The organism is Halobacillus sp. A5, assembly GCF_024189315.1.
In the GTDB taxonomy this organism is placed as follows: Bacteria; Bacillota; Bacilli; order Bacillales; family Halobacillaceae; genus Halobacillus_A.
In genome coordinates this window covers 112,519-136,480 of record NZ_JAIZEO010000001.1, presented here as the reverse complement: position 1 = coordinate 136,480, position 23,962 = coordinate 112,519, and the positions used below count along the sequence as shown (strand labels likewise).

The window sequence follows — 23,962 nt, the reverse complement described above, 5'->3', positions numbered from 1 at the left end:
TTTACTTAGGAACCTCCATTTTATATCCTAAACCTCGGATGGTTTTAATATAAACTGGCTTTTTAGTGTCTGGCTCTATCTTTTCCCGCAGATGACTTACATGCACATCAACAATTCGAGTATCACCCGCGAAATCGTAATTCCATACAGCACTTAATAACTGGTCTCTTGATAAGACACGGCCGATGTTTTGTGCAAGGTAATAAAGAAGTTCAAACTCTTTCGGTGTGAATACAAGCGCTTCTTCTTTAATCGTAGCTTCATATTGTTCTGGATAAATCTTTAAATCAGCTATTTGGATTGTTTGAACCGTATCCTCTGCAGGCTCGCGAACCATTCTTCGCAATATCGCTTTTATTCTGGCTACCACCTCTCTAGGACTGAAGGGCTTCGTTAAATAATCATCTGCTCCCAGTTCCAGTCCCAGAACCTTATCAAACTCATCATCTTTGGCTGTGAGCATAAGAATCGGGGTCTGCACTTGTTTTTGTCTAAGCTGCTTACAAACCTCCATGCCGTCCATTCCGGGGAGCATGACGTCAAGTACAATCATGTCGTAGGTCGTAGAAGAAGCTTTTTCCAAAGCATCACTTCCAGTATAAGCTACATCTGTGTCATAACCCGCTTGGTCTATATTGTATTTAAGCAGGGTGACAATAGATTCTTCATCATCTACTATTAAAATCTTTTGATTCATAAGGATCCCCCCAGTAAACATTTGTATGCCTTCAATTTCATGATACATATTAGTTTACAGTTTGGCACGTTTCTTTACAATTTTTACACAGAAATAACAGTAATTTTTTTCCATACAAAAATTTATAGTATTAACTTTTTAAGTAGATATATAAAAGGTGAATTTATTTGGCTTTTTAACTGATTTTATTGTAAGTCTTCGATTGGAGAGTGAAAATTTATGTGGGTCTGCACTTTATTGTATGGCGGTGAAGAGGACAGCTCGTTTTTCGCAGGGAGCAATCCGGTATATAAGCTTAGCGATCACGTGAGCAATCTGGCAGCCCGTTACTATCTTTCCTCAACATTCTGACGTCTCTTCATAAGTACCCGGACAACTTTTAAAGGAAGGAATTAGAGGGAAAAGAGGCTGGGACATAAGTAAAGCAGTGATGCCAAAAACGAACATTTGTATAAACGCAGATTATATAGTGTGAATTCTCTTTAACATAAATAATCCGAACTGATTTCTACAAAATCATTCGGATTATTTTATGTTTTATTCAGTTTTTTTCCCGACCTCAGCTGAAATAAATATTAATAAAAGTTTTCAAGAGAGCTTGCATTCATTGATTTAGGTTCATAAGGCGGACGTACTGAAACAGAGCCGCTTACGATTTCATCCCCTTCCTCATCATAACCAATAACCTTAACTTCAATATAATGTTCTTTTTTATAAATCTGGTTGACTTCAAGTGTGATTTTGATCTCACTATAATGATATAAAGCCTTTGGATAAGACAAGTTATGTTTAATAATATGACTGCCGGGACCTGGAAGGTGCATGGAAATGATTGATGAAATTTTTCCAAATATCATCACTGTGGGCACCACAGGTTTCTTATATGGTGTTTCTGAAGCATAATCATGCTGAATGTATAGAGGGTTGGAGTCATCAGTCAATCCCAGATACATTAACAGATCACGGTCCTCAATCGTGGTGGCCGCAGTATATGAATCTCCAGCTTTCAATTCGTGAATTTTTCTTCCGAGTTTTCTTTTCTTCCCAAGCATTTCTTCAACCCCTTTATTAGAAAGCGTTTACAATAGTGTGAAAAAAAGGATTCGAGGATATGCCTCGAATCCTTCTTACTTTAGTTTAATACATCTAATACGTTTTTAACAGAAGCCGCTGATTGGTCAAGCTGTTTTTTCTCTTCTTCTGTTAAATCCAATTCAATGATTTCTTCAATACCATTTCCACCTAAAATTGTAGGAACACCTAAATAAATACCTTCATATCCGTATTCGCCTTCAAGGTATGCGATAGCCGGAAGAATCCGCCGCTGGTCCTTTAGAATAGCCTCTGCCATTTGTGTTAAGGAAGCAGCAGGAGCATAATATGCACTTCCGTTACCCAGGAGGCCAACTATTTCGCCTCCTCCAGTACGCGTACGCTGAACGATTTCATCTAAACGTTCTTTTGAGATTAGCTTCTCAAGCGGAATTCCGCCCGCAAATGAGTAGCGTACTAAAGGAACCATATCGTCCCCATGTCCTCCAAGAACGAATCCTGTTACATCTTTTACTGAAACATTCAGTTCTTCAGCAACAAACGTACGGAAACGGGCTGAATCAAGCACACCAGATTGGCCGATAACACGGTTCTTAGGAAGTCCGGCTTCCTGGAATACAGAATAAGTCATAGCATCAACAGGGTTTGTCAAAACAACAATATAGCAGTCTGGAGAATACTTTACAATTTCTTTTGTCACACTCTTCATGATCTTAGAGTTCGTATTGACTAAATCATCACGACTCATACCAGGTTTTCTTGCAATACCTGCTGTTATGATCACCAAGTCAGAACCTTCAGTATCCTCATAGTCGGCTGTACCTTTAACTTTAGCATCGAACCCCTGAACGGGACCCGCTTCCAGCATATCTAAAGCTTTACCCTTAGTCGGATCCTCCATGTCAGGAATATCTACGAGAATGACATCACCAAGTTCTTTCTGTGCAAGCATTAAAGCGGTAGTGGCTCCAGTAAAGCCACTGCCGATTACCGAAATTTTATTTCTGCGTATTGCCATATTGATCTCCCTCACTTAGTCCATATTTTTGATAAGAGCATCACCAAATTCGGAACACTTCACTTCGGTAGCACCGTCCATCATACGTGCAAAATCATAAGTCACTACTTTGCTGCCGATGGTCTTGTCCATAGATTGAGAAATAAGCTGAGCTGCTTCTCTCCAGCCCAGATGCTCAAGCATAAGAACACCAGACAAAATCACAGAAGATGGATTCACTTTATCCAGTCCTGCATATTTAGGAGCTGTACCGTGAGTAGCTTCGAAAATAGCATGACCTGTTTCAAAGTTAATATTTGCTCCTGGAGCAATTCCGATTCCGCCAACCTGTGCAGCCAATGCATCGGAAATATAATCCCCATTCAGGTTCATAGTTGCTACTACGTCAAATTCTTTTGGACGGGTCAGGATCTGCTGTAAGAAAATATCGGCAATAGCATCTTTTACAATAATCTTCCCTTCAGCTTCTGCTTTGTCCTGTGCAGCATTTGCAGCATCTTTACCTTCTTTCTCAACAATACGGTCATATTCTGCCCAAGTGAATACTTTATCACCGTATTCTTCTTCAGCTACTTCATAACCCCAGTTCTTAAAGGAGCCTTCAGTATACTTCATAATGTTTCCTTTGTGGACAAGCGTTACGTTTTTACGACCTTCATTTAACGCATAATCGATGGCCGCACGTACCAGACGCTTTGTACCTTCTGCTGAAACTGGCTTGATACCGATTCCAGAAGTTTCAGGGAAACGAATGTTATGTACACCCATCTCATTTTGAAGGAAATCGATTACTTTCTTCACTTCAGGTGTACCCTGCTGCCATTCGATACCAGCATAAATATCTTCTGTGTTTTCACGGAAAATTGCCATATCTGTATCTTCAGGACGTTTAACTGGAGAAGGAACACCTTCAAAATAGCGGACAGGACGCAGACATGTAAACAAGTCCAACTCTTGACGAAGTGCTACGTTTAGGGAACGGATTCCTCCACCAATAGGTGTTGTTAATGGACCTTTTATAGCAATTTTATAGTCACGAATTGTATCCAGGGTTTCAGCTGGCAGCCATTCGCCTGTTTGATCATAAGCTTTCTGACCAGCTAGTACTTCTTTCCATTCGATTGATTTTTCACCGCTGTAAGCCTTATCGACTGCAGCTTCAATTACCCGGCTGGCTGAAGCCCAAATATCCGGGCCGATACCGTCACCTTCGATATACGGAATGACCGGGCGGTCCGGTACGTTTAAATTACCATTTTGTTCTACTGAGATTTTCTGAGATTGTGCCAAAATAAACCCTCCTAAAATAATTGCTAGATTAAAAAGGGATATTATACCCCTCTTCATCATACGTTAAATTAATCACAATAAAAAGCGCAAGCTGACTCTATTAATTCAGCGCTGCTCGATCGGCTTGTAAGTTTGTCCTTTTGGTCCTACATATTCAGCGCGTGGTCGAATTAGACGATTATCTGCATATTGCTCCAGAATGTGCGCCAGCCACCCTGAAATACGGCTAACCGCAAAGATCGGCGTAAATAAATCGTGATCAATTCCCAGGCTGTGGTAGACCGATGCCGAATAAAAATCAACATTGGCTGGAAGTCCTTTGTTTTCTTTAATATAATCTTCAATTTTAATAGACATCTCATAGTATTTAGAATGCCCGGTAAGCTCAGTCAATTCACGGGACATTTCTTTAAGATGTTTGGCACGTGGATCTCCATTGCGATATACACGGTGGCCCATGCCCATAATTTTCTCTTTGTTTTCAAGCTTTTTCTCAATTGCTGGAACCGCATTCTCAACAGAATCGATTTCTGTAAGCATCTGCATCACACGCTCATTGGCTCCGCCATGTAAAGGACCTTTCAATGCTCCAAGGGCAGCAGTCACTCCTGAATATACATCAGAGAGCGTAGCCACACACACACGGGCAGTAAATGTCGAAGCGTTTAATTCATGATCAGCATGCAGTACAAGTGCCTTGTTCATTGCTTCTACTTCCACATCTTCCGGTTCTTTATTATTTAACATATATAAAAAGTTAGCAGCAAAGCTTAGTTCTTTTTTAGGAGAAACAGGGTCCTGCCCTTTGCGAATACGTGAAAAAGCAGTAACGACTGTAGAAATCTTTGCCTGAAGACGGACAGCTTTTCTTTTGTTCGCTGCTTCGTCGGTTTCATCGGCTTCAGAATCAAACAATCCAAGCATTGAAATAGCTGTGCGAAGTGCAGCCATTGGATGAACTGTTGACAAATCGTATGACTTAAGGTGTGCAATTACTTCATCTGGAATGTCCATATTAGAGACGAGCTCACCCTTGAACTCTTTAAGTTCATTTTCAGTAGGGAGTTTCTGATTCCATAATAAGTAAACCACTTCTTCAAAACTAGAGTGGTTGGCTAAATCATCAATGTCATAACCTACATAGGTTAGTTTGTCATCAATGATCGAACTAATTGTCGATTCTGTAGCTGTAATACCTTCTAATCCTTTAGTTGATGCCATAAGATCTCTCCTTTTGAAATAATGCTACATTCCCTCCTGAACTCCGAGAAAACGCTTAACTAATTCTTTTTGAATTATACTAGGATTTCTTCCCCACCGACAATTATAAAGGATTCTGACTTGAATGTGAATTGAAACCGGTTAATTTCCAACATTTTATAGCAAAACTTCCTATATTTTTCTATGAAGGAGCAATTAAGATGGACTCTTTGAACATCCAGCAGCTCGCAAGGTTATCTATCGTTCTGCTGTGTGTCACAATTATTTATTTCTTTATTTACTTTTTATGGAATTTTTTATTCCCTTTTATTCTGGCTCTTGCGTTCTCGTGGATGGTGCAGCCGCTTGTTCATCTTCTGCACCGGAAAGCCAGATTACCAAAATCTTTGGCAATTATGATTATTCTATCACTTATTGTACTTATCTTTTTTACTATATTTGCAGCCGTAATCACAAGATTTGTAGGGATGATCCAGGAATTATCGAATCAAGACTTTATCGGATATGTTCATACCATTAACGTATTTCACAATCAATTTCTCAACTGGATTGACTTCATATTAACTTATGTAAAAGAATGGGTGTCCACTATTAGCCCAACTTTCAGCAACTCCGTCTATGAGTATTTGGACGAGTTTAAACATCGTCTTGTACAGTTCGGAATTGAACAGCTCCAAAGCCTGCTTCAACTTTTCAGTGGAGTTCTAGGAAATTTGCCAAAACTGTTTATTACTTGCACGATCGCTCTCATTTCCACTTTTTTCATAAGTAAAGACTGGGATAGAATGACCAGATTTTTTTATGAGCAGTTTTCTAGTAAATTGCGTTCCCCTTTACGGACGATAGCTTCTAATTTTAAACACACTTTGAAGCAGGTAATCAAAGCACAGCTCATATTAATGTTAATTACAATGATACTCGTTTTTATCGGGATGCTCTTCATTCAGTACCCTCACCCGCTTTTAATTACTTTAATAGCGGGAGTAATTGATTTCATTCCTTATATTGGAACTGGGGTTATATTTGTACCCTGGATTTTCTATTCGTTTATAACTAACGAGTATGGGCTCACCATTCAACTCTCTATTATTTACATGACAATAATTATCAGCCGGCAGCTGCTGGAACCAAAAATATTGGCTGTACATTTTGGAATTCACCCTTTGGTTCTGTTGATAGGGTTATTTCTTGGTTTTCAAATCTGGGGCGGGATGACTATTATAATTACCCCGATTCTCATTGCTTTATTAAAGGCTATGCATTCATCAGGAGTACCTGCCCAGCTGTGGCATTATATTAAAGGAAATTAAAGAAATGAAAAGGATTACCTCTATTTTTCAGGGTAATCCTTTTCATTTATCTCCTATAAATAGTAATTGTATTTCGGTCCATCATTTTGTTTATAATACGACGCAGACCCTGCTTTAGAGGAGCTCGAGTAGCAGGAACAAGCAATAGGAAACCGACGGTGTCGGTGATAAACCCGGGAGTTAAAAGCAGTGCCCCCCCGACCAGCACGCATGCACCATCCAGAAGTGCATCTCCAGGCAGTTCATGATTCTGCATTGAGTTCTGTACTTTTCGAATGGTTTCTAAACCTTGTTGTTTGGCTAACCATGCTCCAACTATCCCCGTAAAGATAATCAGCAGTATAACCCACCATGGGCCCACTTGATTACCTGCCCATATTAATATCCCTATTTCTAAAGCTGGTACAATTAGAATGAACAGCAATAACCAGCGAAACATAAGATCTCCCTTTCTTAGCCATTTCCTCTATTATATCAAAGGAAGAGTAACAAGCGAAAGAAAAGGCAGAGAAGTCTCACTCTGCCTTTAATCATTAATTACAGGACACTAGCATGTCCTTCATAAATATCTCCTCGGGTACTATCCATAGTTAAATCAGAGCCGTCTTTAATTTTGTCTAAAGCATCCTCTACTCCAACGATGACCGGAATACCCAGGCTTAAACCGACAACCGCAGCGTGGGATGTTAAACCACCCTCTTGAGTAATAATACCTCCAGCTTTTTCAATAGCAGGCATCATATCACGGTCAGTGCTGAAAGTAACAAGGATGCTTCCATCTTCTACACGGTTAATCGCATCTTCTGCATTTTTAGCAACGACTACACGGCCGTATGTGCTTCTGCGACCTACCCCTTGACCTCTTAATAGCACGTCGCCAATTACATGAACCTTCATTAAGTTGGTTGTTCCGCTTTCACCAACAGGTACACCTCCAGTAATAATGACACGATCTCCACGTGTAACTACCCCCGAAGCGAGTCCACGGTCTACGGCAACGTCCAGCATATCATCAGTGGACTCAGACTGAGGACCCATAACCGCATATACTCCCCATACAAGGGAAAGCTTACGGTTCACTCGTTCACTTGAAGTAATCGCTACAATAGGAGCCTGAGGACGATACTTAGAAATCATGCGTGCTGTATGACCACTTTCCGTCGGAGTCACTACTGCATTGACTTTCAAGTTAATCGCAGTATGTGTTACTGATTGACTGATAGCGTCTGTAATTGTCATATCGCTATGTTTGGAACGCTCATCGAGAATCGCTTTGTAATTCAAACCTGTTTCAGTTTTCGTTGCAATATTCGACATTGTTTGAACAGCTTCACGCGGATAGTCCCCTGCTGCCGTTTCACCTGATAGCATGATAGCATCCGTACCATCAAAAATAGCATTAGCTACGTCAGAAGCTTCTGCACGTGTCGGTCTGGGATTGCGCTGCATTGAATCAAGCATTTGTGTAGCAGTAATAACGGGTTTACCGGCTCTATTACATTTTTTGATTAATTGTTTCTGTACAAGTGGTACGTCTTCAGGCGGAATCTCTACACCCAGATCACCGCGCGCTACCATTAAGCCGTCACTAACCTCCAGAATGTCATCGATATTATCGACGCCTTCCTGGTTTTCAATTTTAGGGATAATTTGAATGTGACTTGCATTTTTTCTTTCAAGCAATTCTTTAATTTCAAGTACATCAGACGCACGACGAACGAAGGAAGCTGCAATAAAATCAACGTCCTGTTCGATGCCGAATTCAATGTCTTTTGCATCTTTTTCTGTAATACCTGGAAGGTTTACGCTTACGTTTGGCACGTTTACACCTTTTTTATTTTTAAGGAGTCCGTTATTTAATACAGTGGTTTTAATTTCATTCTTATCCTTAAGAATCTCTTCAACCTGCAATTCAACTAAGCCATCGTCAAGCAGGATTTTAGAACCAGGGTGGACATCATCAATAAGTCCTGGATAAGTTACAGAAAAACGCTCAACGTCCCCTTGAATTTCTTCCATCGTGACATAAACTGTGCTGCCTTTTTCCAGGTAAGCTTCGCCGTTTATTAACTCGCCTGTGCGAATTTCAGGACCTTTAGTATCTAACAAAATCGCAACTGTTTTTCCTGTAACGGAAGCTGCTTCCCTAATGTTTTTAATACGGGCTCCGTGCTCTTCAAAGTCTCCATGAGAAAAGTTGAGCCGGGCTACATTCATTCCATGGTTGATTAAATCTGTAAGAATCTCAACAGATTCAGAAGCTGGTCCAATCGTACTTACAATCTTTGTTTTTCTAATCATTTTTATTTCCTCCTCAAAAGCCTTGGTACCCCAAATATTTAAATAGAAAGTTCTTTAGATAAACGGTACATATCTAAATCAATTGCATGATCACGAGTTAACACTTCAAGGATATCGTGATCAACTAGTTGATTATTTTCAATACCTACCATACGGCCTGCTTTTCCAGTCATTAAAAGGTCAATAGCATATGCACCCAGTCGGCTTGCCAATACACGATCGCTGGCAGACGGAGACCCGCCGCGCTGGGTATGGCCAAGAACTGTAACTCTTGTTTCAAGATCGGTTGCTTCTTCTACTCTTTTACTGAAATCAACAGCACTTGTAACACCTTCAGCAACAATGATAATACTGTGTTTTTTTCCACGGTCATGTCCTCTTTTTAAGCGTTCAATGACTTCATCAAACTCATCATCCATTTCAGGAATAATGATACTTTCTGCACCATCTGCAAGTCCTGCCCATAATGCTAAGTCGCCGGCATCTCTTCCCATCACTTCAATAACATAGGTGCGCTCGTGAGAAGTCGCTGTATCACGGATCTTATCAATCGCATCAATGACTGTATTTAATGCTGTATCAAAGCCGATGGTGAAATCAGTACCCGGAATATCGTTATCAATTGTGCCAGGCACTCCAATGCAAGGATAACCCTTTTCTGTCAGTTTTTTTGCTCCCATAAAGCTTCCATCTCCGCCAATGACGATGAGACCTTCGATACCATGCTTCTTAAGCTGATGAATACCTTTTTCCTGACCTTCTTCTGTTTTAAACTCTTCACAACGGGCAGAGTACAGCATAGTTCCTCCACGCTGGATAATATCCCCTACAGAACCTAGTTCCATTTTCCTGATAGAGCCATCAATTAACCCTTGAAAGCCATGTTCAATTCCATATACTTCAATATCATGAAAAATTGCTTTTCGAACAACTGCGCGAATGGCTGCATTCATACCTGGTGAATCTCCACCACTTGTCAACACACCAATTCTCTTCATCTTCCATCACCTCAAAAGTAAAGTAGTTCTTTTTAGTCTGTGTGCCCAAATACCGAGTAAATCAAACCATAACATCCTTTGTGTAAGCGTCACCATTCTCATAAGATGACAAAAGCCGCACATTTCGTGAGTGCGACTTTCCTTAGAAAGGACAACCTATTCATTTTCCGAATCTAATTATATATTAAGTTCTGAGTAATCGCCAATCTTTTTATATTTGCTGAATCGATCCTCCAATAGAACCTCTTTGTCTTTATTTTGCAATTCAGTTAATGATCTTTGTACATATTCGCCTATTCTCTCAGCCTGTTTTTCAATATTACGATGAGCTCCTCCTCTAATTTCAGGAATTACATCATCTATTACCTTTAACTCTTTTAAATCCTGCGCCGTAATTTTCATTGTTTCAGCTGCTCTTTGTGCTTGATTCGAATCCTTCCATAGTAAAGCTGCCGCCCCTTCTGGAGAGATGACAGAATAGGTGGAGTTCTCCAGCATATAGATGTGATCACCAATGCCCAAACCAAGTGCTCCGCCGCTTCCACCTTCACCAATAACCACGCAGATTACCGGGACTCTTAAGCCTGCCATCTCTACAAGGTTCCGTGCGATCGCTTCGCTTTGACCCCGTTCTTCTGCAGCACGTCCTGGATACGCCCCTTTTGTATCAATAAATGTAATAACCGGGCGATTAAATTTCTCAGCCTGCTTCATGAGCCGCAGTGCTTTACGGTAACCTTCCGGATGCGGCATACCAAAATTCCGCTTAATGTTTTCTTTCGTATCTTTACCACGTTGATGACCGATGACTGTCACAGGCTCACCATTAAACTTAGCTATACCTGAGACAATCGCCTCGTCATCACCAAATAAGCGATCTCCGTGAAGTTCAAGAAAGTCACTGAATAAATGTTCAATATAATCCAGGGTTGTAGGCCGTTCGGGGTGTCTTGCCATTTGCACACGATCCCAGGGAGCCATCCGGTCATATACATCTTTCTCTAATTTCTCCAACCGCTGCTCAAGAGTAGCAATTTCTTCACTTAAGTCCATTTCGCTTTCTTCCGTTAACCTTTTTAATTCAGTGATTTTATCACGAAGTTCAATAACGGGTTTCTCAAACTCCAGCACGTGCTTCATTAAAGCTGCCCCTCCTTACAATGTATATCTAAAACTGTGGAAAGGGTTTCCTTCATTTCATGGCGGTGCACTACACGGTCTAACTGACCATGCTGCAATAAAAATTCTGCCGTTTGAAAATCATCTGGAAGCTTCTCACGAATGGTCTGCTCAATAATACGCCGTCCTGCAAAACCAATCAGTGCACCTGGCTCTGCAAAGTTGTAATCTCCCACAGAAGCAAAGCTGGCAGACACCCCGCCCGTAGTAGGATGTGTCATTACAGATATAAATAAACCGCCGTTTTCGTGATGACGGCGTAATGCAACAGAAGTTTTCCCCATTTGCATTAAGCTTAGAACACCCTCCTGCATCCTCGCTCCTCCGGATGCTGTGAATATGATAAAAGGAAGTTCCTCTTTTCTTGCATTTTCTACAGCATTGGTGATCTTTTCACCTACAACCGATCCCATACTTCCCATTCGAAAGCGGGAGTCCATGACAGCCAGCGCTGTTTCGTTTCCGTTCAACGCTGCTTTTCCAGTTATAACTGCTTCATTTAATGCAGATTTCAATCGATCCTTCTCCAGCTTTTCTTCATAATCCGGGAAATTTAGCGGGTTGTTTGAAATCATATTCTTGTCCCATTCTTCAAAGGAGTTATCATCAAACAAATGCTCAATTCGCTCAAAGGCATTGAGGTTATGGTGATGGTCACAATGTGGGCAGACATTCATGTTTCGAATAAGTTCTTTTCTATAAAAAATCTTTTGGCAGCTAGGGCATTTTTGCATAAGCCCTTCAGGTACATCCTGCTTTGCCTCTTGACTTGGTATGGATGCGTAGCGTTTTTTCTTGCTGAAAAAATCTCTAAGCAAGGCAATTCCTCCTTTAGGACAAGGGTCATTTCTATGTCATAATACATAAACTATTATACATTTGATAACGAAAGCTGTCGGTCGTTTAACAGATCGACAAATTTATATTAAAACAAAGAGTACATTTGCTCTTTGGATTGTTTAATCATAGCCTGGTACATCCTTCTGTACCAATCATCCGAATACGTAATATCGTGAACGGTGTGCGTAAACCCGCAAATGAACTGCCACATAGATAATAGCAGGGGATGATGGGATTCTTCAAATAAATATGTGAATAATTTCAGGTGATCCTCACTATTACAAGCTTCCGGGAGCATTAATTGTAACTTGGCAAGCTGTTCGCTTGATAACTGACCGATTGATAGAATTAAAATTTCCTTTTCAAGCATTTGTTTAGCTGCGAGAAGTTCTTCTCTTGTTCTCGTGTTGTTAAGAAGAAATTTAGACAGCAGACCTACCATATGATAGGGACGGTAAGCCCTCATAAACGTTCCTTCACCGCGTCTTGTTTCGATCAGTCCCAACAACTCAAGGGCTCGTAAAGCTTCCCTTATTGAAGACCTCCCTACTTGAAGCAGTTCGCTGAACATCCTTTCAGATGGCAGTTTATCACCTGGTTCAAGCTTCTTATCTTCAATGTAAGCTTTAATCTGTTCTAGCACTCCTTCATATACCTTCTCATCTAACGTATGCGTCATCGAACAGACCCCTTTCATAGTGACAAAATTCAAGGAGAAAAGCCAAAGGCCTTTCTCCACAGTTTATTCTTCCTCATCTATTAAAGTTAGATATCTGGTTTTCTCAGCAACCTCTTCAGGATCAACGTGATGCCGAGCAACTCCCGATTCCATTGCTGCTTTAGCAACGCTGGCTGCAACAGCAGGCGCTACCCTGGCATCAAAAGGAGCAGGAATAACATAATCTTCATTTAAGTCTTCCTCACTGACGAGAGAAGCAATAGCCTCAGCGGCCGCTATTTTCATCTTTTCATTAATTCTTGTTGCTCTGACGTCTAAAGCCCCACGGAATATTCCTGGAAATGCTAATACGTTATTCACTTGGTTAGGGAAGTCAGAACGACCGGTTCCAATGACTCGTGCTCCTGCTTCCTTAGCGTCTTCAGGCATGATTTCAGGTTCTGGATTAGCCATGGCAAAAATAATGGCATCTTTATTCATACGGGAAACCATTTCCTTTGACAGCAGCCCACCTACTGAAACACCGATAAAGACATCAGCACCCTCCATTACTTCTTCAAGGTTGCCTGCCTGCTTATCCTTGTTCGTAATCTTAGCAATTTCGTCTTTGACATCGTTCATTCCTGAAGTACGTCCTTCATAAATTGCTCCTTTAGAGTCACACATTACAATGTCTCTAACACCAAAATGATAAAGGAGTTTAATAATTGCAATCCCTGCTGCTCCAGCGCCATTTGCAACTACTTTAATCTCTGAAAAGCTTTTACCTGTGATTTTTAGAGCGTTCATCAACCCTGCTACAGTAACAATTGCTGTACCGTGCTGATCATCATGAAAAATTGGAATGTTTGTTTCTTTTTTCAAGCGGTCTTCTATAATAAAACAATTGGGAGCTGCAATATCCTCCAAATTGACACCGCCAAAAGTAGGCTCCATTAATTTAACAGTCTGGACAATTTGATCAATATCTCTTGTATTTAAACAAATCGGAAAAGCATCTACCCCGGCAAAGCTTTTAAACAAAGCTGCCTTTCCTTCCATTACTGGAAGCGCTGCCTCCGGACCGATATTTCCAAGTCCAAGTACAGCGGATCCGTCACTAACTACAGCAACCATATTGCCCTTCATAGTGTAATCATAAACAGTCTCTTTATGATCATAAATTTCTTTACATGGCTCTGCTACACCCGGAGAATAAGCAAGGCTTAAATCTCTGGCATTTCGCACGGGTACTTTGGAATTCGTTTCTAGTTTTCCTTTATTAGCACGATGTATATGTAGTGCTTCGTCTCTCAAATTTGACACAGGTACACGCTCCTTTGTTAGAACTGTAGAATACTACCGAATCTAGTGGTCAGACCACCATTAACTCCTTAATTATAACAGATCAACAGCTTGTGTAAAGAACTTCAAAACAGTGGACTAAGATTTTAAATTTTCTTGTTATTATCTTTTAAAACAACGGATTCTTCCCCAAAAAAATCATATAGCTTTTGCATGCAGGATTTCGTTGGATTCAAAAAATAAGAGGAATCAAGCTGATAAGTTTTTCGTTCTTCCTCAACAAAAACAATCACCGTCGTATTACCCGGGAAATACGATGCTACTTTTCTTAACCTCTCCAGGAGGCGGGCTTCTTCTTTAGTTGTCGTTTTGATAAACAGTCTTTTTCCTTCACTCTCTGTAAACCTTTGGTTATGAAATTTGCTTGTTTCATTAATGATTAATTGCTTCTTATTATTTCTTTCTTCCATTTTTCCGTTAATTAAAACGAGCTGATTCTGTTCTAACCGCTGTTTGACTTCACGATAAATGGCAGGAAACAAGACAGCTTCCATCTCTTCTGTCTCATCACTAATCGTTAAAAATGCCATTGGATCCCCCCGCTTCGTCCGGATCTCTTTAATTTCATCTATGACAGCGGCGGCTTGTACCGAACTTTTATTACTCAGCTTGGCACATTCCAAAAGTGTTTTGTATCCTTCAGCAGCCAGGCTGTTACGATGAGTTTCCAACGGGTGTTTGGATAAGTATATTCCCAGTGTTTCTTTCTCTAAGGCCAGTTCTTTTAATATAGGAAAAGGCTCTACAGGAACTAACTGGCCATCTATACTGCCATCTTCATAAAACAAATCTGGCACATCTTGAAATTCCCTAAAGAGCTCTCCCTGCTCAAGAGCTTGATCAATGCTGGCTAACAGACCGGCTCTGTTCTGCTGGACTTCATCAAAAGCCCCACCCATAATAAGGGCCTCCAGTACACTACGATTAATGTCCTTAGCCTGCAGTCGGAGACAAAAATCATAAAGACTTTTAAACTTACTTTTTTTTCTCTCCTCAACGATAGCCTGCGCAGCAGGATACCCTATACCTTTAATAGATAAAAAACCTAAACGAATTGAACCTTGCTCGTCTAAAGCATAAGGATAACTGGAATTAATAGATGGCGCCTTCACTTTCAATTTAAGATCCCTGGCTTCTTTAACGTATGAAGCGAGTTTATCTTTATCGCCAATTGTGGCGTTGATTAATTCTGACATAAATATAGATGGGAAGTGAGCTTTAATATAAGCTAATTGGTATGAAATATAACTGTATGCTACGGCGTGACTGCGATTGAACCCATAGTTTGAAAACTTAACAATCCATTCAAACAATTGAACAGCCACTGCCTGATCAAATCCATTCTGTTTTGAACTTTTCACAAACTGATCCTGCTGCTGCTCAAGAACATTTCTTTGCTTTTTACTGACGGCTCTTCTTAACAAGTCCGCTTCTCCCAGGGAATAGCCTGCTACTTTTTGAGCCACTTGCATAATTTGTTCCTGATACACGAGCACACCAAATGTTTTTTCCAGAATCGGCTTAAGCATAGGATGAGGATAAGAAACCTTCTCTATATTGTGTTTTCGTTTAATGTAAACAGGGATATATTCCATTGGTCCCGGACGATAAAGCGCATTCACTGCTACGACGTCTTCAAAATGGGTCGGCTTCAATCTCTGCAGCACGCTTTTCATTCCTTGAGACTCAAGCTGGAACACTCCGTTTGTACGACCTTTCTGTAACAATTCAAATGTCTTCTCGTCGTCTAACTTTATGCTGCTGTATTGAAAATCAGGGGATTTATAACTCTTTATTTTCGCTTCCATTTTTCTCAATAATGAAAGATTTCTTAGACCTAGGAAATCCATCTTCAACAAGCCTATATTCTCTAGATCCCCCATCGCTAACTGCGTAAGCGGAACTTCAGCCTGTCCACGCATAAGTGCGGTATGGTTCACCAATGGGTTTTCACTGATCACAACTCCAGCAGCGTGAGTAGATACATGTCTAGGAAGACCCTCAAGCTTAGAAGCTACACGAAACAGTTTAATAAGCAAAGGGGAAGATCGGATATATTGCTTCAAAGCGTCTGATTGCTGTACGGCGGATTTCAATGATTGACTGGTTCCTGAGGAAAGCTGTTTTAAAATAAAAGCAGCGTCACTTTCGTCAATTTCAAATACTTTAAATAATTCCCTCAAGACGCTCCGAGTTGCAAATGTACCAAATGTGCATATTTGAGCCACATGTTCTTTTCCGTATTTTTTTGCTACGTAATCAATAACTTCATCTCGACGGTCATCAGGGAAGTCAATGTCAATATCCGGCATCGTAATACGCTCCGGATTTAGGAATCTTTCAAATAATAAATCATAAGCTAACGGATCCACCTGTGTGATTCCAAGCAGATAACTTACAATCGATCCTGCGGCAGAACCCCTGCCTGGTCCCGCTGCTATATTATTCTTTTTAGCATAATCTATAAAATCCCAGACAATTAAAAAATAGTCACTAAAATTCATAGAAGTAATAACGTCAAGCTCACGTTCTAGTCTTTGTTGAGCTTTTTCATTGTTAGGAGAATATGTTGTACTTAATTTTTCATCACATATCGATCTTAAATAGTCATCTGCCGATTTCCCCTTCGGGACAGGATAGGAGGGCAGCAATGTTTGATTAAATTCTAGTTCAACCTCGCATGAATCGACGATCGCCTTGTTGCTTTCAAGAACTTCCGGCCACCAATCTTTAAAGTAGGTCTCCATCTCTTCAGGAGACTTTAAGTATTGGTGAGACTCCTTATTTTCTCTCTCCCCAGGAGCGTTTAAAGCGATTGCACGCAAACAATAATAAGCCTCGGAGTCCTCTTTTTCTAAATATCGGACTTGGTTCATATTAGTAACAGGAATTTGGTGCTGCACTGACCATTCTTTTAGAGGAGAATGGATTTGTCTTTCCAGATGAATACCATAATCTTTAACTCCTAAATAGAAATCCTTAAACATTTCTTTCCATTCTTTGACCTCTTCGTCCATGCGTCCCGGAGAGTGATGACTGAGAGCATCAGCCCAGGAAGTATCTGAAACTGTAACAATGGCTACTAATTCATCGGCCGAATCCTTAAAATCTTTCAGTTCTATACCATTTTCATTTATCTGACCTTTAGTGCTTAACTGCAGCAGAACTTGATAGCCAATTTTGTTCTTAGCAAGAATAGTCACCGGAAAGAGTTCGTTTCTATAGGATACATTGAGCTTTAAACCGATAATCGGCTTGATCCCGAAAGCTTTGCACTCCTGATAAAAAGCTATAGAACCACTTAATATATATTCATCAGTCAACGCTAATGAGGTAAAACCGAGACTTTTCGCTTTTTCTACAAGTTGTGGAATCTGGATGGTACTGTTCATTAAACTATAGCCGCTATGTACCTGTAAGTGAGTGTAAGACATCCCGTTCACCTCTCTCTCATTATTATTATATGGAATTCAATCAGATGATAAAAGCGTCCTGCATATATTCTTAGTAGAAAGAATAGCTTGGTTATGAATAACCATTACTTCTTTAAGGAAGAGGTTAAAATATGGAAGAAAGATTAGTCATATCAATGATCCAATGTTTTTTTATTGCTTTTGGAGTCATTATGGGAGGCACACTTATTGGAAGTATCGGCAGTTTCCTTACAGGGGAGGCCCCTCTGACATCTATGTTCAGAATCGCCAAAGGACTTAGGATTTGGGCAATTGTAGCAGCAATCGGAGGTACATTCGATGCTATCAGTAATTTTGAAAGAGGAATATTTGAAGGGTCCACATTCGATTTATTTAAACAGGTCATGATTATTATTGCGGCAATGGGAGGAGTGCAGACAGCTTTGTTCGTATTTGAGCTGTTATTAGGAGAGGAGGTTACTTAATGTACATTCCTCCACAATTAAGAAGGAGAGAATGGAGAAGGTTTTATGCAGGGTGTGTATTCGGTGCTATCGCCGGCTATATTCTGTTTGTCTTCATTAATGATCAACTTCACGAACACTTAGAAGAGGAAAACATTGAACTTTCATCAGAACTTAATGAAATAGAAGCTAAATACGAAAGCCTTGTTAATGAAGAAAAGGAAGCTGATGAGGAAAAAAGCCAGGCCATAACAGTTCAAGAAGTAATTCCTAATTACACCAATGCCAAGGAACTGCAGGTTGACAAATTAACACAGCATCAGCTTTCATCTATGGTAAAGGATCAGCTTCAAAGCCTCACTGGTGAAAATATAGAAGATATCAGCGACCAGAGTGAACTCATAATTGCAACAATTGAAAATAAACAGTTTATCGTAGACAATTTCACCTACACATTAACCATAGACAGACTCATTATAGCCAATCAGCTGGAGCTTTATTTATCTATAACACTCGAAAATTAGAGGAGGCATTTATTCAGCCGTTCGGATGTGTGAAAACGGTACATGCTTCCTTTAACTCTTGAGTAATTTCCTCTGCTTCTTCCCAGGATTCAGCCGTTGCTCCGGCAGCCATAGGGTGCCCGCCACCCTTATGCTTCTCTGCAATCTTGTTCACCACAGGTCCTTTTGAACGCAGACGAACACGAATACTATCTTCTTCCTCAACAAAATAAACCCATGCTAATATTCCTTCAATATCCCCAAGAAGTCCAACCAATGCACTCGTCTCCGTCGCTGTTACTTCATATTTTTCTAAGATATCTTTGGGCAGACTGACTGTGCTATAGCCTTCTGGATACAGTTTAAAGTTCTCCAACACATGCCCTTTTAACTTTGCAACCTTGACAGGCGTCTGATACATCTGATTGTACATTTCCGGTCTGCTAAAGTCGTAACTTACTAATTCTGAAGCCGCACGAAAAGTTTTTTCCGTTGTACTAGGAAATAGAAAACGGCCTGTATCACCGACAATTCCACAATAAAGCAGCTCTGCTCCTTTATGGTTTAAAGAACCGCCTCGCTTCTCCCATTCTTTGAATAAATAATACACCATTTCTGAAGTGGAACTGGCTTCTGTATCCACCCAGCTAATATCTCCAAAAGAATCAACTATTGGGTGGTGATCAATCTTAATTAATTTTTCCCCACCTGCATAACGCTGGTCATCAATTCTTGGCTGATTCGCTGTATCACATACAATAACCAGAGCTTCCTCATAGTCTTGATCAGCCACATTATCCATTTTGGCCAGGAATTGCAGACTCGGCTCATCCTCCCCGGCAATAAGAACCTTCTTGTCCGGATAATTATGACGGATCAATTCCGCCAGGCCAGCCTGGGAGCCAAATGCGTCAGGGTCAGGTCGGACGTGACGATGAATTATAATAGTATTAAATTTATTTATCATATCTAAAATCTGCTGGACAGCCATTTATACCAAACCTCTTTCATTCATAATTCTTACTAGTATTATCACATAAGTTCACACAATGATGTAGCAAAACATACTAAAACAAGCTACAATATACACCGAACCTCATTTAATTTTTCAGGCAGGAGTCGATTAGATTGATACTTTTTCCCATTATCATACTTTTATCATTTGTACTTTATATATACTATAAAGTGATGGTTGTTAAAACTAAGGATCCTCTCTCCCAGGAATACTTAAATAGTAAAGCAAAGATGGCGCTGGGAGTATTTGTGTTCTTCTTTGGAATTAACCAATATTTACTCTATGAAACAAGACTCTCCTTATTTATCGGCATTGTTTTCTTAATTCTAGGTGTGATGCAGGTTAGGTTAGGTTTAAAAGCCAGCAGACACTATCAACAAGAATATGATCGTTTACGTGAAAAAAGCCGCTGATCAGCGGCTTTTTATTTATCGATCAATTAGCTGAGCCATTAAGAGAGCTTTACCTACTACAGCATCTTCATACCGGACCTCTACATCAACTTTGGCCACTTTCCTCCCCATCTCCAGCAGCTGAGGTGTAATTTCTATATCGCTCTCCAGCTGCACAGGCTTGATAAATAAAAGTGAAATGTTTTCAACAACTAAATTTCCTTTCTTATGCTTGCTAAGTAAACGGCTGGAGGCTTCGGTTATGAGAGAGGTGAAGACTCCATAGGATAGAGTACCCAGCTGATTTGTCATCTGCGGGGTGACGGTCGTTCTTAATTTGAAGGTTTGATCGTCTTCTGCGCTTACTTCCAGCTGATTACTCACTAAATCATCTATCGTTTCTCCAATTTGCGGCTGCCGCTGCAGATTTTGCAGAGCTTTTAAAACATCTTGTCTTGAAATAATACCTTTAAGCTTATGAGCCTGATCGATAACCGGCATAAGTTCAATACCTTCCCACACCATCATATGAGCCGCATTGGTAAGAGAAGTTTTCGTCTGAACAGTCATTGGGTTCTTGGTCATAACCTTGTCAATCTTTAAGGAAGAATCTTTATTAATTACATCCTTTGATGTCACCATCCCGACCACTCGATTTTTTAAATCTACTACAGGATAGCGGCTGTGATGTGTCGTTTCATTTAATTCGTGCCACCTGGAAACAGTATCGTGCGTAGTTAAATAACTAGCTTCTTCAAAAGACGTGTATATATCATCTACCAGTACAATTTCCTTTTTGATTAACTGGTCGTAAATTGCCCGGTTAATCATTGTAGCTACCGTAAACGTATCATAGCTTGTAGAAATTACAGGGAGTTTCTTTTCATCAGCCAGCTTCTTTACTTTGTCTGAAGTATCGAAGCCTCCTGTAACCAGCACTGCTGCACCCTCTTTTACTGCCAGTTCATGGGCATTCGTCCGATTACCCACTATTAAAAGAGACCCTGCTTCCGTGTATCGCATCATGGCCTCTAATTTCATTGCACCTACAACAAATTTATTTAAGGTTTTGTGTAACCCCTCCCGACCGCCTAAAACTTGGCCATCTACTACTTTTGTAATTTCGGCAAAGGTAAGCCGTTCAATGTTTTCTTTTTTCTTTTTTTCAATACGGATGGTGCCCACACGTTCTATTGTACTTACCATGTTTTGATTTTCCGCTTCTTTAATGGCTCGATACGCTGTGCCTTCACTAACGTTTAATGCTTTAGCTATTCCTCTGACCGATATTTTTCTGCCAACGGAAAGAGAGTCAATATGATCTAAGATCTGTTCGTGTTTTGTAGCCAATAAGATCACCAAACTTTCTAACTGTACTAGTATTTTTCGCTATTATTGTTATTATACAAGTGATACAGTTAGACCGCAATCGTTCACAGGAATACAACCTCATTTATTTCTAATCCCATATAAAAAAGCCCACTTCTATGTGGACTTTTCTTTGCTTTACAGGTCTATTGCTTCTCCCGGCTCAAGTGCACGGCCTTTTCCAGGTTTGACTTTCTCAGCAAAACCTTTGCCATTCTGTTCAATTAATTCAAATGTGTTGTAATGAATAGGAACCACCTGTTTCGCATTAATCCACTCAGCTGCCATTAAGGCGTCCTCAGGCCCCATTGTAAAATTGTCGCCAATCGGTACGAATGCAAGATCAATGTTATTCTGCTCTCCAATCATCTTCAAGTCAGAAAATAATCCGGTGTCTCCCAAATGATAAATTGTCTTTCCATCAATTGTGAGCAATATTCCTGTTGGCATACCTGTATAAATAGTAGTACCGTCTTCTTCTGTATAAGAAGACCCATGAAATGCCTGAGTGAATTTAACCGTTCCAAAATCGAAACTGTGACTTCCACCAATATACATTGGATGCGCGTTTAATCCCTTATTCCCAAGGTAGGTTGCTAATTCAAATGGGGCGACCACCTGAGAATTACAGCGTTCAGCAATATCAAATGTATCCCCTACGTGGTCGTTGTGCCCATGAGTTAACAAAATAACATCAGCTTCAACTTTGTCCGCTTCTAAATCCGTATTTCCGTTTCCAGAAATGAAAGGGTCGATTAAAATCGTTTTTCCATTCGCTTCTACTTTAACTACTGCATGTCCATGAAAAGAGACCTTCACTCTACCACTCCTTAAGAATTTATTAATAATTTTGCCAAGCCTGTTCATATTTTTGAATTAAATTAGGATGGATCAATGTATTCGGTTCTAGTGAAACAGACTCGCCTTCACTGTTTACGATTTCCCTATCTTCATCTTTTCCAAACACTGTCATGGAATGAAGCAGATCATTGGTTAAGAATTCAGTTTCTTCGTTAATCGTAATAGATTCAGGGTTAATTTCACTTCTGCTGGCCATAATGAATCCCCAGTTTCCAAAGCTCGGAATATCGACGTGAAAATTCTCAACCGAAAGTCCTGTGTCTCTGACCGTTTCATCAATTGTCCAATAAACTTCTCTTGCAAAAAGAGGGCTTGTAGCCTGAATCATAGAAACTCCCCCCGGCTCCAGGTGATTTCTTACTAAGGAATAAAATTCTCTGGTGTAGAGCTTATTCAAGCTTTCGTTGTTAGGATCCGGCAGATCAATAATGATTACATCAAATAAATCCTCAGCTTCTTCTAAATACTTAAATGCGTCGGCATTCTCAACTTCCACGCGTTCATCGTTGAGAGCATTTTCGTTTAACTCAATTAAATGCCGGTCGGATGAGGCCAGGTGTGTTACAGCCGGATCTAAATCTACGAGGGACACACGTTCCACTTCGGGGTACTTTAATACTTCTTTAGCTGCGATTCCGTCCCCGCCGCCAAGAATTAGAATCTCTTCTTTTTCATCAGCAGCTTCCATGGGAGGGTGTACAAGTGTTTCATGATACCTGTGCTCATCGGTTGAACTGAATTGCAGAGACCCGTCTAAGAATAAACGAGTATCATTATCATCACGCGTCATAATAATTTTTTGATAAGCGCTCTCTTCACTATGAATGATAGGATCCTTATATAATTTCTGTTCAAAAGAAAAAGCCACTTCTTCTCCAAAAAATAACCCGGCAATCAGAAGTATTCCAATGAATACAGCTGCCGACATATGAATGAACATGCGCCTGATTTCAGAACGGAACAAGTACAATACCACGCAGGCTACAGCTAAATTAATACAAGCGACAAAGAAAGCGCTCTTGACCATTCCCATCTGTGGCCGCAGATAAAAAGCGAACAGTAAACCACCAATAAGACCGCCTGCATAATCCGAAAATAACACCCTTGCCGTACTGCGGCTTAATTCCACTCCGATCTCATTCGCTTTCCTAATCAATATAGGCAGTTCCAAACCTGTTAATGCACCAATGGCAAACGTTACAAGATACAAGAAGAAAGCGTCTGTACCACCCGGGGCGAATGCAGTCATTCCAAACATTGTAAAGCTAGAAAAGCCGCCAATCAAGGCAACCATAAATTCAATCCAAATAAAAGTGACAATCAAATTTTTCATTACTTTTTCACTAATGCTTGCTCCAATTCCCATACCTGTGAGAAAAAGGCTGATTGTAATCGTGTACTGCTTTACCCCGTCTCCTAGAATGTAAGAGCCTAAAGCCCCGAATAATACTTCAAAAATAATGCCGCATATTGAAACAATTCCTGAAGCCCAATAAATAAGCCTGCTTTTTTTTATTCCATCAGTCTCCATTTAATTTCACTCCGATAATCTATGCTGTGCTTACCAATTAAAAACCACTATGGATAAACTCATAGCGGCTTCTTCTGGCGAGGTGTTATGTAATCGATGCTCCAATAACAAAAGCAATCCCAATGGATACTCCCATTGAAATAATACCAACAGCAGTGTTGTTCTCTTTCAACTGAGTTTCTACAGAAAACTTTCTAGTAAATAACTCAAACAGCAGGTAGGCAATCATTTGCAGGGCCACCCCGCACGCGCCCCAGAGCAATGTATCCCAAATAGTAAAGCTGTGATAAATTGCGAATGAAAGTACAATACATATCCCGATAATCTTACCTGAGATCGACATGGCGATGGCCTGATTTCCCGCCTTTACTTCGTCCCAGTCTTTGTACTGTCTTGTTAATTGCTCAAAAATAAACAATCCTATTACAACTACTACAATCCCAATTGCAAAATATCCTATTGTAGCTAATAATGGTTCCATATTA

Annotated in this window: 22 protein-coding genes; 4 read left to right on the top strand and 18 right to left on the bottom strand. The window is 40.2% G+C overall.

Annotated elements, in window-relative coordinates:
• Window position 1: 1 nt before the first annotated feature.
• The 5 genes from LF822_RS00710 to citZ form a co-directional block, all read right to left on the bottom strand.
• A complete protein-coding gene (locus tag LF822_RS00710; protein ID WP_253922052.1) occupies window positions 2-697 on the bottom strand; it encodes a response regulator transcription factor in 696 nt (231 codons plus the stop codon).
• 575 nt (window positions 698-1,272) lie between these two features.
• The gene (locus LF822_RS00705; protein WP_253922051.1) at window positions 1,273-1,749 is read right to left on the bottom strand and encodes a hotdog family protein; all 477 of its coding nucleotides are present in this window, start codon (window positions 1,747-1,749) and stop codon (window positions 1,273-1,275) included.
• 80 nt (window positions 1,750-1,829) lie between these two features.
• Window positions 1,830-2,768: a malate dehydrogenase gene (gene mdh / locus LF822_RS00700; protein WP_253922050.1), complete on the bottom strand. Its 939-nt coding sequence runs from the start codon at window positions 2,766-2,768 to the stop codon at window positions 1,830-1,832.
• Window positions 2,769-2,783: 15 nt separating this feature from the next.
• Window positions 2,784-4,058: an NADP-dependent isocitrate dehydrogenase gene (icd, locus tag LF822_RS00695; protein ID WP_253922049.1), complete on the bottom strand. Its 1,275-nt coding sequence runs from the start codon at window positions 4,056-4,058 to the stop codon at window positions 2,784-2,786.
• Window positions 4,059-4,163: 105 nt separating this feature from the next.
• Window positions 4,164-5,279 (bottom strand): citrate synthase, encoded by a 1,116-nt coding sequence (gene citZ / locus LF822_RS00690; RefSeq protein ID WP_253922048.1) that lies wholly within the window; start codon window positions 5,277-5,279, stop codon window positions 4,164-4,166.
• A 200-nt stretch (window positions 5,280-5,479) separates the two neighbouring features.
• Between citZ and ytvI the strand changes: the two genes are divergently transcribed.
• Window positions 5,480-6,589 carry a sporulation integral membrane protein YtvI gene (gene ytvI, locus LF822_RS00685; RefSeq protein ID WP_253922047.1) on the top strand — a complete coding sequence of 370 codons (1,110 nt, stop codon included), beginning with the start codon at window positions 5,480-5,482 and terminating at the stop codon, window positions 6,587-6,589.
• A 46-nt stretch (window positions 6,590-6,635) separates the two neighbouring features.
• Here the strand turns inward: ytvI and LF822_RS00680 are convergent, their stop codons facing one another.
• From LF822_RS00680 to dnaE, 8 genes are all read right to left on the bottom strand, one after another.
• Window positions 6,636-7,028 carry an FxsA family protein gene (locus tag LF822_RS00680; RefSeq protein ID WP_253922046.1) on the bottom strand — a complete coding sequence of 131 codons (393 nt, stop codon included), beginning with the start codon at window positions 7,026-7,028 and terminating at the stop codon, window positions 6,636-6,638.
• A 98-nt stretch (window positions 7,029-7,126) separates the two neighbouring features.
• Window positions 7,127-8,887, bottom strand: a complete 1,761-nt coding sequence (gene pyk, locus LF822_RS00675; protein WP_253923421.1) for a pyruvate kinase — start codon at window positions 8,885-8,887, stop codon at window positions 7,127-7,129.
• Between the two features lie 41 nt (window positions 8,888-8,928).
• Window positions 8,929-9,888 carry a 6-phosphofructokinase gene (gene pfkA, locus LF822_RS00670; RefSeq protein WP_253922045.1) on the bottom strand — a complete coding sequence of 320 codons (960 nt, stop codon included), beginning with the start codon at window positions 9,886-9,888 and terminating at the stop codon, window positions 8,929-8,931.
• A 177-nt stretch (window positions 9,889-10,065) separates the two neighbouring features.
• The gene (accA, locus tag LF822_RS00665; RefSeq protein ID WP_253922044.1) at window positions 10,066-11,028 is read right to left on the bottom strand and encodes an acetyl-CoA carboxylase carboxyl transferase subunit alpha; all 963 of its coding nucleotides are present in this window, start codon (window positions 11,026-11,028) and stop codon (window positions 10,066-10,068) included.
• Window positions 11,028-11,885, bottom strand: a complete 858-nt coding sequence (gene accD, locus LF822_RS00660) for an acetyl-CoA carboxylase, carboxyltransferase subunit beta (RefSeq protein ID WP_253922043.1) — start codon at window positions 11,883-11,885, stop codon at window positions 11,028-11,030. Before accD ends, accA begins: the two co-directional genes overlap by 1 nt.
• A gap of 107 nt (window positions 11,886-11,992) precedes the next feature.
• A complete protein-coding gene (locus LF822_RS00655) occupies window positions 11,993-12,586 on the bottom strand; it encodes a FadR/GntR family transcriptional regulator (protein ID WP_253922042.1) in 594 nt (197 codons plus the stop codon).
• Window positions 12,587-12,649: 63 nt separating this feature from the next.
• Window positions 12,650-13,891: an NADP-dependent malic enzyme gene (gene ystJ / locus LF822_RS00650; RefSeq protein ID WP_253922041.1), complete on the bottom strand. Its 1,242-nt coding sequence runs from the start codon at window positions 13,889-13,891 to the stop codon at window positions 12,650-12,652.
• Window positions 13,892-14,016: 125 nt separating this feature from the next.
• Window positions 14,017-17,364: a DNA polymerase III subunit alpha gene (gene dnaE / locus LF822_RS00645; protein WP_253922040.1), complete on the bottom strand. Its 3,348-nt coding sequence runs from the start codon at window positions 17,362-17,364 to the stop codon at window positions 14,017-14,019.
• Window positions 17,365-17,495: 131 nt separating this feature from the next.
• Here dnaE and ytrH point away from each other — a divergent pair, with 131 nt between their 5' ends.
• Window positions 17,496-17,828, top strand: a complete 333-nt coding sequence (gene ytrH / locus LF822_RS00640) for a sporulation membrane protein YtrH (RefSeq protein WP_253922039.1) — start codon at window positions 17,496-17,498, stop codon at window positions 17,826-17,828.
• Window positions 17,828-18,331, top strand: coding sequence for a sporulation membrane protein YtrI (gene ytrI, locus LF822_RS00635; RefSeq protein ID WP_253922038.1), 504 nt, complete (start codon window positions 17,828-17,830; stop codon window positions 18,329-18,331). Before ytrH ends, ytrI begins: the two co-directional genes overlap by 1 nt.
• Window positions 18,332-18,344: 13 nt before the next feature.
• Here ytrI and LF822_RS00630 read toward each other — a convergent pair whose 3' ends face one another.
• Window positions 18,345-19,301, bottom strand: a complete 957-nt coding sequence (locus tag LF822_RS00630) for a DHH family phosphoesterase (RefSeq protein WP_253922037.1) — start codon at window positions 19,299-19,301, stop codon at window positions 18,345-18,347.
• A gap of 137 nt (window positions 19,302-19,438) precedes the next feature.
• On the opposite strand from LF822_RS00630, the gene LF822_RS00625 reads away from it, so the two are divergent.
• On the top strand, window positions 19,439-19,738 hold the full coding sequence (locus tag LF822_RS00625) for a YtpI family protein (RefSeq protein ID WP_253922036.1): 300 nt from the start codon (window positions 19,439-19,441) through the stop codon (window positions 19,736-19,738).
• Between the two features lie 15 nt (window positions 19,739-19,753).
• Here LF822_RS00625 and LF822_RS00620 read toward each other — a convergent pair whose 3' ends face one another.
• The 4 genes from LF822_RS00620 to LF822_RS00605 all read right to left on the bottom strand — a co-directional run bounded on the left by LF822_RS00620 (window position 19,754) and on the right by LF822_RS00605 (window position 23,958).
• Window positions 19,754-21,067 (bottom strand): DRTGG domain-containing protein, encoded by a 1,314-nt coding sequence (locus LF822_RS00620; protein WP_253922035.1) that lies wholly within the window; start codon window positions 21,065-21,067, stop codon window positions 19,754-19,756.
• Window positions 21,068-21,223: 156 nt separating this feature from the next.
• Window positions 21,224-21,904, bottom strand: coding sequence for a metal-dependent hydrolase (locus LF822_RS00615; RefSeq protein WP_253922034.1), 681 nt, complete (start codon window positions 21,902-21,904; stop codon window positions 21,224-21,226).
• 22 nt (window positions 21,905-21,926) lie between these two features.
• Window positions 21,927-23,477, bottom strand: coding sequence for a polyamine aminopropyltransferase (locus LF822_RS00610; RefSeq protein WP_253922033.1), 1,551 nt, complete (start codon window positions 23,475-23,477; stop codon window positions 21,927-21,929).
• 85 nt (window positions 23,478-23,562) lie between these two features.
• A complete protein-coding gene (locus tag LF822_RS00605) occupies window positions 23,563-23,958 on the bottom strand; it encodes a DUF350 domain-containing protein (protein ID WP_253922032.1) in 396 nt (131 codons plus the stop codon).
• Window positions 23,959-23,962: the final 4 nt, after the last annotated feature.

Coding starts and splice junctions, on each gene's coding strand:
- LF822_RS00710 (WP_253922052.1), bottom strand. CDS start 697: ATGAATCAAAAGATTTTAATAGTAGATGATGAAGAATCTATTGTCACC.
- LF822_RS00705 (WP_253922051.1), bottom strand. CDS start 1,749: ATGCTTGGGAAGAAAAGAAAACTCGGAAGAAAAATTCACGAATTGAAA.
- mdh (WP_253922050.1), bottom strand. CDS start 2,768: ATGGCAATACGCAGAAATAAAATTTCGGTAATCGGCAGTGGCTTTACT.
- citZ (WP_253922048.1), bottom strand. CDS start 5,279: ATGGCATCAACTAAAGGATTAGAAGGTATTACAGCTACAGAATCGACA.
- ytvI (WP_253922047.1), top strand. CDS start 5,480: ATGGACTCTTTGAACATCCAGCAGCTCGCAAGGTTATCTATCGTTCTG.
- LF822_RS00680 (WP_253922046.1), bottom strand. CDS start 7,028: ATGTTTCGCTGGTTATTGCTGTTCATTCTAATTGTACCAGCTTTAGAA.
- pfkA (WP_253922045.1), bottom strand. CDS start 9,888: ATGAAGAGAATTGGTGTGTTGACAAGTGGTGGAGATTCACCAGGTATG.
- accA (WP_253922044.1), bottom strand. CDS start 11,028: ATGAAGCACGTGCTGGAGTTTGAGAAACCCGTTATTGAACTTCGTGAT.
- LF822_RS00655 (WP_253922042.1), bottom strand. CDS start 12,586: ATGACGCATACGTTAGATGAGAAGGTATATGAAGGAGTGCTAGAACAG.
- dnaE (WP_253922040.1), bottom strand. CDS start 17,364: ATGTCTTACACTCACTTACAGGTACATAGCGGCTATAGTTTAATGAAC.
- ytrH (WP_253922039.1), top strand. CDS start 17,496: ATGGAAGAAAGATTAGTCATATCAATGATCCAATGTTTTTTTATTGCT.
- ytrI (WP_253922038.1), top strand. CDS start 17,828: ATGTACATTCCTCCACAATTAAGAAGGAGAGAATGGAGAAGGTTTTAT.
- LF822_RS00630 (WP_253922037.1), bottom strand. CDS start 19,301: ATGGCTGTCCAGCAGATTTTAGATATGATAAATAAATTTAATACTATT.
- LF822_RS00610 (WP_253922033.1), bottom strand. CDS start 23,477: ATGGAGACTGATGGAATAAAAAAAAGCAGGCTTATTTATTGGGCTTCA.
- LF822_RS00605 (WP_253922032.1), bottom strand. CDS start 23,958: ATGGAACCATTATTAGCTACAATAGGATATTTTGCAATTGGGATTGTA.